Source organism: Arthrospira sp. PCC 9901, assembly GCF_059013425.1.
Genome location: NZ_CP102296.1, coordinates 2,726,533 through 2,741,213 on the forward strand (window position 1 = coordinate 2,726,533; position 14,681 = coordinate 2,741,213).

General features: G+C 43.5%; 13 protein-coding genes. 4 read left to right on the forward strand and 9 right to left on the reverse strand.

Annotated features, from left to right (window positions below):
• Nucleotides 1-69: 69 nt before the first annotated feature.
• Genes NLZ44_RS11955 through NLZ44_RS11970 form a run of 4 tightly spaced genes read right to left on the reverse strand, consistent with a single transcriptional unit; the run spans nucleotide 70 to nucleotide 2,808 of the window.
• The gene (locus NLZ44_RS11955) at nucleotides 70-486 is read right to left on the reverse strand and encodes a hypothetical protein (RefSeq protein ID WP_008051526.1); all 417 of its coding nucleotides are present in this window, start codon (nucleotides 484-486) and stop codon (nucleotides 70-72) included.
• A gap of 44 nt (nucleotides 487-530) precedes the next feature.
• Nucleotides 531-1,220 carry a magnesium protoporphyrin IX methyltransferase gene (gene bchM / locus NLZ44_RS11960; RefSeq protein WP_493752891.1) on the reverse strand — a complete coding sequence of 230 codons (690 nt, stop codon included), beginning with the start codon at nucleotides 1,218-1,220 and terminating at the stop codon, nucleotides 531-533.
• 53 nt (nucleotides 1,221-1,273) lie between these two features.
• Nucleotides 1,274-1,579: a PspC domain-containing protein gene (locus NLZ44_RS11965; RefSeq protein ID WP_493752892.1), complete on the reverse strand. Its 306-nt coding sequence runs from the start codon at nucleotides 1,577-1,579 to the stop codon at nucleotides 1,274-1,276.
• Between the two features lie 2 nt (nucleotides 1,580-1,581).
• Complete coding sequence (locus NLZ44_RS11970; RefSeq protein ID WP_493752893.1) at nucleotides 1,582-2,808, reverse strand: BaiN/RdsA family NAD(P)/FAD-dependent oxidoreductase; 1,227 nt, start codon at nucleotides 2,806-2,808, stop codon at nucleotides 1,582-1,584.
• Between the two features lie 257 nt (nucleotides 2,809-3,065).
• Here NLZ44_RS11970 and NLZ44_RS11975 point away from each other — a divergent pair, with 257 nt between their 5' ends.
• Nucleotides 3,066-3,803: a polysaccharide deacetylase family protein gene (locus NLZ44_RS11975; RefSeq protein WP_493752894.1), complete on the forward strand. Its 738-nt coding sequence runs from the start codon at nucleotides 3,066-3,068 to the stop codon at nucleotides 3,801-3,803.
• A 2-nt stretch (nucleotides 3,804-3,805) separates the two neighbouring features.
• Complete coding sequence (locus tag NLZ44_RS11980; protein ID WP_493752895.1) at nucleotides 3,806-6,217, forward strand: calcium-binding protein; 2,412 nt, start codon at nucleotides 3,806-3,808, stop codon at nucleotides 6,215-6,217.
• A gap of 6 nt (nucleotides 6,218-6,223) precedes the next feature.
• Here the strand turns inward: NLZ44_RS11980 and NLZ44_RS11985 are convergent, their stop codons facing one another.
• Together NLZ44_RS11985 and NLZ44_RS11990 are read right to left on the reverse strand one after the other, a co-directional pair.
• Entirely contained in the window at nucleotides 6,224-9,367 is a 3,144-nt protein-coding gene (locus NLZ44_RS11985) for a transglutaminase family protein (protein WP_493752896.1), read from the reverse strand.
• A gap of 117 nt (nucleotides 9,368-9,484) precedes the next feature.
• The gene (locus NLZ44_RS11990; RefSeq protein ID WP_493752897.1) at nucleotides 9,485-10,066 is read right to left on the reverse strand and encodes a zinc ribbon domain-containing protein; all 582 of its coding nucleotides are present in this window, start codon (nucleotides 10,064-10,066) and stop codon (nucleotides 9,485-9,487) included.
• A gap of 404 nt (nucleotides 10,067-10,470) precedes the next feature.
• Between NLZ44_RS11990 and NLZ44_RS11995 the strand changes: the two genes are divergently transcribed.
• Nucleotides 10,471-11,175, forward strand: a complete 705-nt coding sequence (locus NLZ44_RS11995) for a Uma2 family endonuclease (RefSeq protein WP_111893574.1) — start codon at nucleotides 10,471-10,473, stop codon at nucleotides 11,173-11,175.
• Nucleotides 11,176-11,231: 56 nt separating this feature from the next.
• On the opposite strand, the gene NLZ44_RS12000 is transcribed toward NLZ44_RS11995, so the two are convergent.
• Both NLZ44_RS12000 and ruvA read right to left on the reverse strand, forming a co-directional pair.
• Nucleotides 11,232-12,026 (reverse strand): DUF1963 domain-containing protein, encoded by a 795-nt coding sequence (locus NLZ44_RS12000; protein WP_369299626.1) that lies wholly within the window; start codon nucleotides 12,024-12,026, stop codon nucleotides 11,232-11,234.
• Nucleotides 12,027-12,185: 159 nt separating this feature from the next.
• A complete protein-coding gene (ruvA, locus tag NLZ44_RS12005) occupies nucleotides 12,186-12,806 on the reverse strand; it encodes a Holliday junction branch migration protein RuvA (protein ID WP_493752898.1) in 621 nt (206 codons plus the stop codon).
• A 135-nt stretch (nucleotides 12,807-12,941) separates the two neighbouring features.
• Between ruvA and NLZ44_RS12010 the strand changes: the two genes are divergently transcribed.
• Nucleotides 12,942-14,192 (forward strand): MFS transporter, encoded by a 1,251-nt coding sequence (locus NLZ44_RS12010; protein ID WP_493752899.1) that lies wholly within the window; start codon nucleotides 12,942-12,944, stop codon nucleotides 14,190-14,192.
• Here NLZ44_RS12010 and NLZ44_RS12015 read toward each other — a convergent pair.
• Nucleotides 14,189-14,659, reverse strand: coding sequence for a M67 family metallopeptidase (locus tag NLZ44_RS12015; protein WP_493752900.1), 471 nt, complete (start codon nucleotides 14,657-14,659; stop codon nucleotides 14,189-14,191). The two genes, NLZ44_RS12010 and NLZ44_RS12015, sit on opposite strands and share 4 nt — an antisense overlap.
• Nucleotides 14,660-14,681: the final 22 nt, after the last annotated feature.

Sequence of the window (14,681 nt, forward strand, 5' to 3'; positions counted from 1 at the left end):
AATGAACCGAAAAGAGACAAGGTTTAACTTGTCTCTCAGGTTGGTTTAAATGGGTAGATTTGGCAGTGATTAATCAATCTGAAAAAAATAATAATATTCACTGTCTATTAATTGCGGGGAATCGCCGTGATATTTAGCTACCGCCCTGTCTAAAAATTCTTTAGCTTCCTGGGGAGATATATTGGCGGCTTGGGCTAGGCTAGAAACCGTTACTAAGCCTCTATGATCTCGAATTAGGTGCAGAAATACCGATCGCTTATATCTTTGGCGGCGGTAGAGTTCCCTGCGTCTTTCGCGATACCATTCCCACATAAACCACCCCCCCATAAACAGGGGAATGCTGCCCAAAATCAACCCCCCCGCCACTTTCCCCCAGGGATTATCTGATATGTTGGTGGGGCTAATTAATTCGGTAGCAGCGGATAACCAGAATATCAACCCCAGGGGAATCAAGAAACTGGCGACTATCAGCTTAAATATCTGCATGGTTTCATCCCCCTGACTTCCCTATTGAGGCTAAATCAATAATATCAACAGCGTATGGCTTCTAACAACCGTGAGAAATAAAACCTGGTAGAAATCATCGATTCTCGGCTAACGGTAAAGCCGTTATCTGAGAGAATTTTGATGATATCTGCCTCCCGGTGTTGATAGGCGCGGGTGGTTTTGCTTGGTCCTGGGAAAAATTCGCCAATTTTTTTAAGTATACTCAGGGCTAAGGTTTTGGGGGCGAAACTCAGAATGATCCGGGTTTCGGCGAGGGAACATAGATGAGAGATCATCTCTGCTGCTTGGTTTTGGGGATAGTGAATTAACACATCTAAGCAAATTACGGTGTGATAGCGACCTGTTAATTTTTCTAGGTCTTGCGCCATAAAGTTGATATTGCTGGCGCGGGTGATTAGTTGGTTTCTGGCCCGTTGGGATGCTTCGGCGACCATTTTTTCGGAAATGTCGCTGGCGGAAACGATCGCCCCTGCGTCTCCCAAGGGTATGCTGAGGCTTCCGACTCCACAGCCTGCATCACATACCATTAAGCCGCCTAGGTTTCCATCAGCTTGCAGCCATTCTAGGACGCGATCGACGGTTTGCTGGTGTCCGTCGCGGATATCCCGCTGTACCCGGTTGACTTCGCCGTTACCATAAATTCTTTGCCAGCGATCGAAGCCTGTTGAATTAAAATACTGCCGAACAACGGTTTTATCGTCTGCCACACTCATGAAACTGCCTGCTGTGAAAAGGGTGTCCAACCCTTGATTCTACCATTTAGGGGTTACAATTTGGAGGTTTTGCTATCCTCAAATTCCTCAAGAAGGGTGGGTTCCTTGGGGACTAACACCCACAGTATGGCATAGATGATAATGCCGGGGGCGGCAGATAGGCCTAAAATAATAAAGGTGAGTCTCACTAGCAAGGGGTCAACATTGAAGTATTGGGCGACTCCTCCGGCTACTCCGGCGATTTGGCAATGTTCACGGCTGCGGTATAATTTTTTCATGGTGTCTTCCTCTAATGGGCGATCGTTTGGGTTGACAGTGATCACTTCAATTTCTGATGGAACAATTCCCGATCGCTTCATGATTAATTGGGGTTCGGAAAACCGCCCATCCCCTGTCCGGCTAACCATCCGGTTGTCCAGGCGTTTTGAAAATTGAAGCCTCCTGTCACGCCGTCAATATCAAGAATTTCTCCGGCGAAATATAGCCCCGGACACCGCCGACTTCCCATGGTCTTAAAGTCTATTTCTTTCAGGTTGACTCCGCCACAGGTGACGAATTCTTCTTTAAAGACTCCTTTACCAGTGATTTGATGGCGACTGCGTTTTAATTCTTCGATGAGTTGATTTAAGTGTTTTTTAGATAGTTCCGCCCAAGGTTGTTGGGGGTTGATTCCTACTCGGATAATTAGATATTGCCAGAGGCGACGGGGTAAATTAATCGGACAGTGGGAAGATGGCGATCGCTTGCCAAATTCAGATTTAGTCTGGAGGATAATTTCTCGCAATTGGTCTATATTTAATTCTGGTAGCCAATCAATTATTAAGGGGGTTTTATAACGACATTCCTGCAAAAATCTTGCCCCCCAAGCTGATAATTTTAAGACGGCGGGTCCACTAATTCCCCAGTGAGTAATTAACAGGGGTCCGGTTTGGGTTAAGGGGGTTCCGGTTAGTTTTAGATTCACTGAATCTACGGATATTCCGGCTAATTCCTGCAAGGGTTTGTCCGCTATATTAAAGGTGAATAGGGAGGGAACTGGGGGGATGATAGTATGTCCTAATTTTTGGGCAAAATTATAGCCGGCGGGACTGCTTCCTGTGGCTAGTAATAGGCGATCGCATTGGCAAACTTCCTGGGATTTTAAACAGACTTGAAAGCCTCGCTCAAGTTGAGTAATACCCACAACCGCCGCCCCGGTTTTGACTTTGACTCCCGCATTTTGGGCGCTATTTAATAAGCAATTAACAATGGTTGCCGAATCATCAGTTATGGGGAACATTCGACCATCAGCCTCGGTTTTTAACTTAACTCCTCGGTGGGTAAACCAGTCTACGGTATGTTTAGCTTGAAACCTAGTAAAAGGTCCGCGCAAGGCTTTGTTACCCCTGGGATAGTTGCGAATAAACTCCACAGGGTCAAAACAGGCGTGGGTAACGTTACAGCGTCCGCCGCCAGAAATACGAACTTTGGCTAGGGGAGTTTTTCCAGCTTCTAATAGGGTAACATGGGTTTTAGGGTAGGTTTCTTTACAGGCGATCGCCCCAAAAAAACCCGCCGCCCCACCACCAATTACAATGACTTCGATCATGTTTTGTTTCTCAAATTTTTATTAATAATTGTACCCGAAAACTTCCCAGCCGAATACATTTATAATCACTTGGCTACAATTGGTCTAAGTACGATTAGAGATCAAAGGTTTTTCGCAAATCCTATGTTAATGGGGAGGATAAACTATTACACGCTATAGAGTCGGTGTTGTATACTGGTCTGGCTGAAGGTGAGAGTTTCGCCTAAGTTCATCAACTCAATAACTGTTGGTAGGTCACGAGTAAGGAAATTGGTAACATGGCTAAATCTCAAATCAAACTGCAACTAGCTTTTTTGTATCCGTTGTTATACCCTCTGTTAAAATTCGGTTTTCCCAATTGTTTATGGAGTGGTAATTTATCTCAACGACAAATCGCCCTAACTATAGATGACGGTCCCCATCCTCAATATACCTTGGAATTATTGGAAGTTTTAGACTATTATCAGATTAAAGCTAGTTTTTTTTGGTTAGGAATTTTCGTCGAAAAATATCCTAAAATTGCTCAAGAAGTCCATCTGCGTGGGCATTGGATTGGGATTCATGGTTATCAGCATAAGTCTTTTACTAGGTTAAATAAACGGGAATTAAAGTTAAGTTTAGACCGGACTCAATCGGCGATTTGTCAGATTTGTGGATTGCCAGAAAATCAAGTTATCTATGTGCGTCCTCCTAATGGATTGTTTACGGGGAAAACTTTGCAACTACTGAATAATTGGAACTATCGAACAGTGATGTGGTCTGTGGTTCCGGAAGATTGGGTAGAACCGGGGGTAGAGGTGGTGAGCGATCGCATTTTGCGACAGACTAAAAATGGCTCGATAATTGTCCTTCATGATGGCTATTTTGGTGGCTGTCATGTAGCAGAAACTAGCGCTAAGGTGATTCCAAAATTATTAAAACAAGGATATGAGTTTGTCACTATTGATCAGTTGTGGATGGGAAGAAAAAATGATACCATGTTCCCTGTTAGTAATAAAATGCGATCGCCTAATTAACTATGGTATTAAGACCTGAAACTGATCCAATTACTGGTTTGCTGCGCCTTGTCGGAGATGATAACCCCGTAGATATCACCTTTTTTGAGAATCAATTAGGGGTGTTTCCCTTGGGAGTATTTCTAGGGTCTGGAAATGATACAGTCCGAAGTTTAGTAGACCCAGCACTAATTTATGGAAACCAGGGGGATGATCAAATATTTGGAGGGGGAGGAAATGACACCTTATATGGCGGTCAGGGAGATGATTATATCGAGGGTAATGAAGGTGATGATTTAATCTTTGGAAATGCTGGGAATGATATCCTATCAGGAGGACCGGGAAATGATACCATATTTGGGGGACCGGGAAATGATGTTATTGATGGAGATGCGGGAAATAATCTAATTTATGGTGGACAAGGTTCTGATATTCTTAGGGGTGGAGAAGGTAATGATTTAATCTTTGGAGATGCTGGAGAAAATACCATCTTTGGCGGACCAGGAAATGATACCTTATATGGGGGAACTGATGATGATCAAATTGGTGGCGGACTGGGAAATGATCTGATTTTGGGCGGATCTGGTGATGATATTATTAGCGGTGGCGAGGGGGATGATACCATCTATGGGGGACTGGGAAACGATCTAATTTTAGCAGACGAGGGTAATAATATACTATTCGGAAATTCCGGGAGTAATACCCTAGTAGGAGGGACGGGAAATGATACCTTTGTCTTAGAGGCTGGTAATGGTTTGACCACCATTGCTGACACTGATCAGATTTTTGATTTTACCCCCGGACAAGATACTATTTTGCTACTAGGAGATGCTCCCATAGACCAGCTAAATATTATTCTTGATGACACTAACCCTAATATAAATAATACCATTCTGGAAACTCCCACCGGAGAAATTATAGCCCTATTGCGAGGTATCCGTCCTAATGATATTAACCGCAGTGACTTTTTTGTTCCGGGTGTTTTATCCTTTGAATCAACCAGATTTGAAGTACAGGATAATGGCATGAGTACCCAACCCATTACCGTGGTGCGTTCCGGTGGTGAAGATGGTGCAGTTAGTGTAACTTTGATTCCCAGTTTATTAACTCCTTTACCTCCCAGGGGTGTTGATATCAGCCCAATTATGATTAATTTTCCCGATGGAGAATTGGGGGGTAAAACTGTATCAATTCCCATCGCTAATAATCCCATTGTTACCTATCCTGAAGTCTTAGAATTATCGTTACAAGATGCCACCGGAAATGCTACTTTAATTAATCCCACTGTGGCGACATTAAGCATTATTTCTGACCAGACTCCCCCTGACCCTATCCAAACCTTTAATAACCCCATACCTGAATCTTTTGCTAGGTTTGGCGCGGCTTTAGAAACTGTGAACAATCAGATTTTAATTGGTAGTCCGGGATGGAATAATTCTCAAGGTCTAGTTTATGTTTTAGACGGCACAACGGGAGAAATTTTACCAGCCTTTGAGAACCCTTCTGCTAATGCTGGAAGTTCAGAGTTTGGCGCTGCTATTGCTAGTTTAGGTTTAGCCCCGGTAATTGGTGCGCCCACAGATAGTAGCATCGCCTTTGCTTCTGGTGCGGTTTATGTTTATAATACGATAACTGGTTTACCCGTAACTCAATTATTCAATCCCACCCCAGAACCTTTTGATTATTTTGGCTACAGTTTGGCGACTATTGGTAATGATATAATAATTGGTGCGCCAGGGGATAGTACATCGGAATTGCGAGGGGGAATTGCTTATTTATTTGATGGTATAACCGGAGAATTACGGCAAATTTTTAATAATCCTAACCCGCAACCAGATGATTATTTTGGGGCGGCGATCGCCTCTGTGGGAGACTGGGTATTAATTGGCGCACCGGGTAGCTTGGGAATTGGTCAGTCAAACCGTCCGGGTTCGGCTTATTTATTTAATAGTGTAACGGGAGATTTAATCCAGTCTTTCCGTAACCCTAACCCAGGACTAGATAATTTTGGTCATGCTGTCGCCTGGACGGGAATTGGACGGGATATTCTCATCGGATCTCCGGGTGATGACCAGCGGGGAATAAATGCTGGGGCGGCGTTTTTAATTGATGGTATTACTGGGTCAGTTTTGGCAAATTACACACCGGAAAACTTGCGGACAGGCGATCGCTTTGGTGAGTTCATAACCACCACCAGCAACAATAATGTTGTGGTAGGATCTCCCGGTTTCGGTCCTTTCGATTTTGGGGCGGCGTTCAAATTCCAGTTACGCACCGGGGAATTATTAGAAACCTATTTACACCCCCAACTTCCTCCCAGTGATGGAGTGTTGAACTTTGGTAGCGCGATCGCCGGCTTTAATACAGGGCTCATGATTGCCGCCCCAGACACGAATATGGGCTTAGAAGGTGTTGGGGCGGTTTATCAGTTTTAGGCGGCTTTAAGAGGTTTTTACCCGGCGCAAATCTAACGTTAAAGGGTATTCAGGGCTTAAATTGGGGGTGGAAATTTCCAAAGTTCCGGGAGTGTGACCCATGGCTACAAACCTTTCTAACATCCGGGACTCAGCCTCCCTTTCATTAATGGGAAATGTTGTATAAACTACCCCATTAGGAGGGTTGATATAATAACTACATCCCCCAATAGAACGCATAGCCCAAGTATCAACAATATCGAATAATAGGGGAGTATGGGGGTTAATAGAAGGATGCAATAAAGACGCATATTGTCGCGCCCGGAACCTGACCCCGCCCACATATTCCCCTGGTTTAAGGGTGGATTTTAACGGCACTGCATAGCCATTACAGGTGACAATATAACGATGGGAAAAGCCATCTAAACCGGGAGAATTTCCCATAGCCCCCCGTAACATCACCTGTAGCCTTTCCATGGAAGAATCAACATATCTGGCGTTACCACCATTTCCGGTTTCTTCTCCTAAAACGTGCCAAGGTTCTATGGCATTTCTTAACTCTAATGTCACCCCATCACGGGTAATTTCTCCATAGACGGGAAAGCGAAAATCTACAAATGGTTTAAACCACGCCAAATTAAAGGGATAACCCGCCGCGTTTAAATCCCTTAAAACTGTGCCTAAATCTTCTTCAATAAAATAGGGCAGTAAAAAGCGATCGTGTAGGGTAGTTCCCCAACGAATTAGGGGTTGAGTATAGGGATGTTCCCAAAACCAAGCTACTAGGGAACGAATTAACAACATTTGCAATAGCCCCATTTGTGCATGGGGAGGCATCGCAAAAGCCCGAAACTCTAATAGCCCTAACTGGTTGCGATAATTCTCCAATGGGTAGAGTTTATCAATACAAAATGCTGAACGGTGAGTATTTCCGGTGACATCAATTAGCAGGTTTCGCAATAAGCGATCGACCAATCCGGGTGGTATTTCTCGCCCCTTTTCTAGCTCTTGAAAGGCGATTTCTAACTCATATAATCCTTCGTGTCTGGCTTCATCTACCCGGGGTGATTGGCTAGTCGGTCCGATAAATAACCCCGCAAATAAGTAGGATAAACTCGGGTGATTTTGCCAATAGGAAATCAAACTTCTTAATAAATCTGGGCGACGTAATAGGGGGCTATCTTGAACGCTTTGACCGCCAATGGTGATATGTGCGCCGCCTCCGGTACTTATGCGCCGACCATCTAGGGCATATTTTTCGGTTCCCAACCGACATAGCCGCGCTTCCTCATACAAGGTGGTGGTAATTTCGGTTAATTCTGACCAATTTTTGGCGGGGTGAATATTGACTTCAATTACTCCCGGATCTGGGGTAATCTGAAATCCCATAATCCCATCATTTCCAGGGGGGGTGTATCCTTCAACTAACACGGGAATATTAACAGCAGTGGCGGCTTTTTCAATGGCTGTAATTAAATCTAAAAAACACCGGGCGGAAGTTATGGGAGGAACGAAAACATATATACAGCCATCCCGCGCCTCTACCGCCATGGCTACCCGCACGGAATTTTCTGGTAAATTGATGGGTTCGGAACCAACCACAGCAGGTTTATGATCTAGAGATACTCGCGCTTCTGGGTGCAATTCTTCTGACCAACTTATGCTACTTAATGGCAGTCGAAATCCCAAGGGGGAATCACCTTTTAATAAAATCAATTTCTCCTGTGGTAATTTCCACGGACAGCTACCCCAGCGTAATTCTTCGGACTCGACAACTGGTAAAATTGGTAAGGCATAACCGGCTAATTCTTCGGTTTCTAATTCATAGGTGGGAATAATGCGATCGCTTTCGATTCCTAAATGTTTAACTAATTCTTGAATAACGATTTCCGCCTGTTTAATCCCATAGCCATAATCGTCACCATCTACCGCCATGAAAGCCCGATTATGCCAAATAGGTTTACCGTCTTCTCGCCAATAACAGCCTAAAGCCCACCTCGGCAAAATTTCCCCCGGATACCATTTTCCCATGCCATAATGTAGCAAGCCGCCACCCTTGGAAAACTTATTTTCTAGGCGGTGTAATAACTGTCCGGCTAACCTGCGCTTTTCCTCTCCCAAGGCTTGTACCTGCCACTGGGGAGACTCAAAATCATCAATAGAAACAAAAGTAGGTTCCCCACCCATGGTTAAACCTACTCCCAAACTTTGCAATTTATCCTCTACTGCTTCCCCGAGGCGGTCTATGGTTTCCCATTGAGTGGGGCTATAGGGTTGACTGGTGCGGGGTTGATTTTCGTAGCGAGAAACTGTCACCGCAAACTCTAAATTTGACCCGCAAGGTTCCGCTGTTCCCTGAACTGGGGAGGCAGCCTGGGGGTCGGCGGTACACACTAGGGGAATATGACCTTCTGCTGCTAAAAAACCAGAGGTGGGGTCTAAACCAATCCAACCAGCGCCGGGAATATATACTTCCGCCCAAGCGTGTAAATCTGCATTATCAGCCTCTGGTCCTGGGGGTCCATCTAATGGGGGAACATCGGGTTTCAGTTGAATCAGATAACCCGATACGAAACGGGCAGCGAGTCCATAGTGCCGCAAAATCTGCACCATTAACCATGCTGTATCTCGACAGGAACCTATTTGAGTTTTTAGGGTTTCTTCGCAGGTTTGAATCCCTGGTTCAAATCTGACTGTATACTTAATATAATCAGAAATTTTCTGATTAATGGTAATGATAAATTCTGGGGTATATATATCTTTGACCCGGTGCTGTTCTACCCAGTCTTTGAGTATGGGGCTGGATTCATCTATTTCTAAAAAGGGGATTAATTCCCGCCCCAGTTGTTCTTCGTAGATAAACGGATAGCGTTCGGCATAGCTTTCCATGACGAAGTTAAACGGATTAATCGGGTGTAAATCCGCAATAATATCTACTGTGACCCCTAGGCGATCGGTTTTTGATAAAAAGTTCAGCCTCCCCAAATAATTGCCATAGGGGTCCTGTTGCCAGGTCATCGTGTAATCACTAGGTTCAATCTTGAGGGAATAGCTATTAATGGGCGTGCGACAGTGGGGAGAAGGTCGCAATCCTAATGTATGAGGACCTAGAATTACTGGTTTTTCAAAATGGTAGACAAGCTGATGGTTGAGGCTAACTTTTACTGACATAACTCAATTTGGGCAAGAGGGATATATGGTTCGGAATTTCGCAATTTAAGCCGGCAAAAGACAATACAAAAAAGTTACCTCTCTTGCCTTTTGTCTCTTGCCTTTTGCCCATTGCTATTAATGGAGTTGATGACCACAACTTCCGCAGAAGCGATCGTCCGGTTGTACTGTCGCACCGCACTTACTACAGAATTTACGACTTCCTGATTCCGATTCCGATTTCGATTCCGATGAGGGAGAAGAACCCATTTTTAGCTCCATGTTACCCATCCGCATTTCCATGGGGTTCATACTCATTTGCATATTCCCCATTTGCATCGGTTTCATCGGTTCCATCGGCTTCATCGGTTCCATCGGCTTCATCGGTTCCATCGGCTTCATCGAAGATGCGGGAGTGCTCGAAACCTGCTGAACTGATATCTGCTGGGCGCTTCCGAGGGAGGGTGTCTGACCCATGACACTCATACTACTTCCCTGGAGTTGCACGAAGTGTTCACCCTGAGCAGTTTCAATTTTCAACACTACCCCATTTTCCGTCCGATACAGGGAGGGGGGGGAAGTCCAGGTTCCGGTCTGGAACCCATTGCTGGCTTGCTGTTGCTGTCCGGGTGATCCACTGGCGATCGTCACAACAGTTTGCGACCCTTGGTTATCAAGATAAACTCTTTGACCGGTGCCTAGCTCGCATACATAAGGCATAATAGCCTCTTCCTACCATAAGAAACATCTAATGGTGAACATTGTAAAATTATTTCCTCACCAAATCCTACTTCTTAACATTTATATTATAAATTCCCCAACACTATACAGATTGCCGACTATACAGATTATTAACATTTTGCCGCGCTCCTCATCCAGTATGTAAACTTATGTGTCAAATTCGCCTAACTATGTCATGAATATTTGATAAATCTACTTTGGCGATCGCTCTCCATATATTTATCAATACAATTACTCCTTTTTAATCTAATACCAATAACTCATAAAATCCCGAATAAATACTTAGTCATTAATAATCATGTTTGGCACACCCAACTCCCGCCTCCCCATGGTATAATTATCAAAAAATAGACTATACTATAAATACATTACTGGAGACAGCTATGACTATAGCTCAGGAATTAGAACCCACTCAAATCACTCCAGACCAAGATATTGAGTTTCCCCCCGGAGATTTAGAAAGTCAGGAGTTGCCATTGGAAAGTTATTTACACCTACAACAAATCTTGTTACTGATTAAATGCCTAGACTGGTTATGGCAAGACCGAAATGATTATTTTGATGCGGGAAACCTGACGATTTACTATAGTCCTCATCAGAAAAAATCATCAGATTTTCGCGGACCAGATTTCTTTGTGGTGTTAGACACGGAAAGGCGATCGCGCAAAAGTTGGGTAGTGTGGGAAGAAGGGGGAAAATATCCTAATATCATTGTCGAGTTATTATCAAGTTCCACAGCTAAGACTGACCGGACTGAGAAAAAGAAAATCTATCAAGAGATTTTTCGCACTCCCGAATATTTCTGGTTTGACCCAGAGAGTTTAGAGTTTCAAGGATTTGCGTTAATTCAGGGAACCTATCAACCGATAACTCCCAATGATATGGGACATTTATGGAGTGAACAACTGCAACTATTCTTAGGGATAGAAAATCGTCAACTCCGCTTTTTTAGTCCTGATGGTGTTTTAGTCCCGACTCCGGAAGAATCAGCTACGGAAGCTCAACAGCAGTTAGAAGTTGAACGACAACAGAAAGACAAACTAGCTGCTAAATTGCGAGAGTTGGGGATTGACCCTGAACAGTTGTAAATAATGCGGGTTAAATAATTTACAGACATTAGAAATACTTAAATCTCTGACAGCTTTCAAGCCCTCATAAAATAGGATTGAACACCGCCAAAATCGGCTTTAATAAGCTGTTCTTCGTCAATATAGAAATATAAATAATCAGAACAATGAAAAGGATGATTAAATTCTAATAATAATTGTCCTTTGGCATTATGTAAAACTTCTGGTACATAGGAATGAAACTCTGGAAATCCTGCCATTTTAGCGTTAATACCAACTTGATTTTCTGGCTGATAATCTAAAAACCATTCGTCAAATTCATCGCCAATGTCTGTCAATTCATCGGGAATACTATTGTAGCAATAATCCCAAAATATATCCTCTCCTACAGAAAAATCGATTGTATAAATATGGTGATACCATTCATCCCTGTAACGCTTATCTAGGGTGAAGCTAAAATCTGTGACCAGGGTGCTTTCATCTTGAGAAATTTCTGGGAAATAGATAATCCGGTGTGGTTCTGGACCCAGTACACACATGGGGACACTGAGACTAGAATAGAACTGTAATAGACCCTGAGATGGCAATTTAAACCCGGGGAGAGAAGGAACCTCCGCACAGTTAATCTGGAGTAAAAACATCATCATTTCCCCAGTTTGACGATCGCAAGGATACTCCATTCCCTTGGGTAAATAGGGCAACCCTCCGACCTTAGTTTCCCACAACTTCAGGGGATCATTGCTGAGGTCTTTGGCTAAAAAACCCTGTTTATTAAAAGCCAGATTAATATAGGGTTGCACATTACTAACCAGGAAAGAACGCAGAGATTCAAACTCCGGGGGTAGGTCTTCTAACAAGCGAGGTGTTACCATAAAGAAAACTGCGACGGCGCACAGTGTTAAAGAACTTGATACTGTTTTAGCATAGTTTGGCTAAAGTTGCCAGGTCTAACGTAAATCATATCTGAACTGCTATTTATAATAACACTAATTGTGACTATATTGTTGATTGGTTCCATGTCGGCTTTGTCTCTATAAAATCGATATCGCATATTTAATCCAATCTTCTGCACTATGATTTTCTGATAAATTAGGATGAGATGTAATAGCTTTTAAGGCTTGCATAACTTCGGAAGTGGTATAACCTAAAGCCAACAGAGATATTTCTACTTCCTCTTGGATTTCTGCACTTAAATTAGATGTGGAAACTGTAGGAAGCCCGGCTTGTTTTCGCCACTCGGATAACTTGGTTTTTAACTCTAGGGTAATCCGTTCGGCTGTTTTTTTTCCCACTCCCGGAGTTTTAGTTAAAATCCCGGTATTTCCGCCCACAATTGCTTGGACTAAATCCGGTAATGCGAGGGTATCTAAAAGGGCGATCGCCAATTGCATACCAATACCACTAACACTCACTAATTGACGAAATAGATCTCGTTCCGCCATACTGCTAAACCCATACAAAACCATCAGATCATCCCGGATATGTAGATGAGTAAATACCTGTAAATTTTCGCCGATTTTAGCATCTAAATTCTGCATCCTGGGTAAAATTTGTAACTCATAACCAACCCCATTAACATCAAGCCATAAAAAGACTCGATTTCCCGTTTTTTGATAAATACCAGCTACAGTGCCATTTAAATAACCAATCATAGTCTATTTTTCCTCAAATTATCAAAAATTAACCCCGGCTAACTAATAAACCCACTCTGGTTGAGATAGCTATTCACGGTTTGACTGTAATTTGCTACGATCGCCAACATACAAAATAGCATTAAGGCAATAGTTTTGAGTACAAATCGGTTTTGGTCTTGGTTACCTCAACTGTCACGCCAAGTGTGGATTTTAGCAGTTGGTCGTCTACTGTCCCAAACGGGAACAGGATTTACCCTATTTTACGCGCCAATTTTCTTTGTTAATCAGGTAGGTTTATCCTCAACCGCCGTAGGAATAGCGCTAGGAAGCGCCCAAATTTCCGGGGTAATTGGGAGAGTCTTCGGGGGGTCTTGTTGTGACTCTCCTCGCTTCGGTCGGCGCTGGACATTATTGGTATCGGCGATAATTTCTGCCCTCTCATCTTTTGTCCTAGCATTTACCACCAATTTTATGATGTTAATTCTAGGGAATTTATTGTTAGGATTAGGTATCGGACTTTACTGGCCAGCCACAGAAACCATAGTAGCTGATTTAACCACGGGAAAGACCCGCAACGAAGCCTATGCTATCACTCGTTTGGGGGATAATATCGGCTTACAGGTCGGCATTATCATGGGTGGGGTAGTGATTGCCACAACGGGGGCTTATCGACTGTTATTTGTGCTAGATGGATTGTCTTTCCTCATCTTTTTTATAGTGATTTATCTAGCGATAGCGGAAACCTACCAACCCCCCATTATATCAACAGATACCGAATCCGCTGCATCTTCTAATAGTTGGATGGTGGCTTTAAGCGATCGCACCCTATTAATTTATGCAGCAGTCAATATTTTATTTACCTTCTATATGTCGCAAATTCATAGCACCATTCCCCTATATCTTAACAACTTTGTGAAAGCCGAATTTTCCAGCATCACCATTAGCGCCCTGTTTGCCGGACACACAGCGATCGCCATCTTACTTTTACTCCCCATGTCCCGCATTCTTAATCCTCTCAGTCGCCCCCATGCCCTAATTGTATCAGCTATACTATGGGGCATAGGATTTTTAATTACCGGGTTAATGGGAATAGTAGAAACCGGAACTTTAACCCTAGCTATTCTGGGATTAGGAATTTTAGCGATCGCTACAGTTACTTATAGCCCCGCCGCCTCGTCCTTAGCCGCCAATCTCGCCCCGGACTCCCTGCGAGGAATTTATTTAGCTATTAATTCTCAATGTTGGGCGATCGGTTATTTAATCGGCCCCCCTCTTGGGGGATTAGCCCTTGATCAAACCCAGGAAATTATTAGCCAATTTTGGTTAGGATTAGCCCTAAGTGTCTTGATAGCGATCGCCATTTTACAGCATCTGCATAAAACCATGAAGCATCTCAACCACTAATCCCTATATATCAATTCTTCAGCTTGAAACTGATGGTTAGTATCTAAACACCAGTTGAGTAAGTCAGTAGCCTGACCCCCGATCACAGAAACAATAATATAGGAGTATTCCGACCAGGCGCAAACCCGATCAAATTCTGAAGGAATCGCAGTATGATCGGGGTGCGAATGATATATACCAATAATCGAAAGATGGCGATCGCGTCCCTCCTTTTGCGCTTTCATTAACGCTTCTGGGGCGATCGTAAAACGTTCTTGGCGAGTGGTTATATTGGGGCTATTGTCTAACCCTTGGAATACCTCAGCAGTGGCTGGACTCCAAACATTTTCCATCGACCAAACTTCCATAATCATTTTGCGATCGCCTGAGTCTTGCCGCCCCATGAGCAAACCACAACACTCCTGGGGATAACTTTGTTCTGCATGATTCCGAATTTTAGCAACTTGTTCAGAGGTGATAATTAACATAATTTTGGCATCAATTAACCAT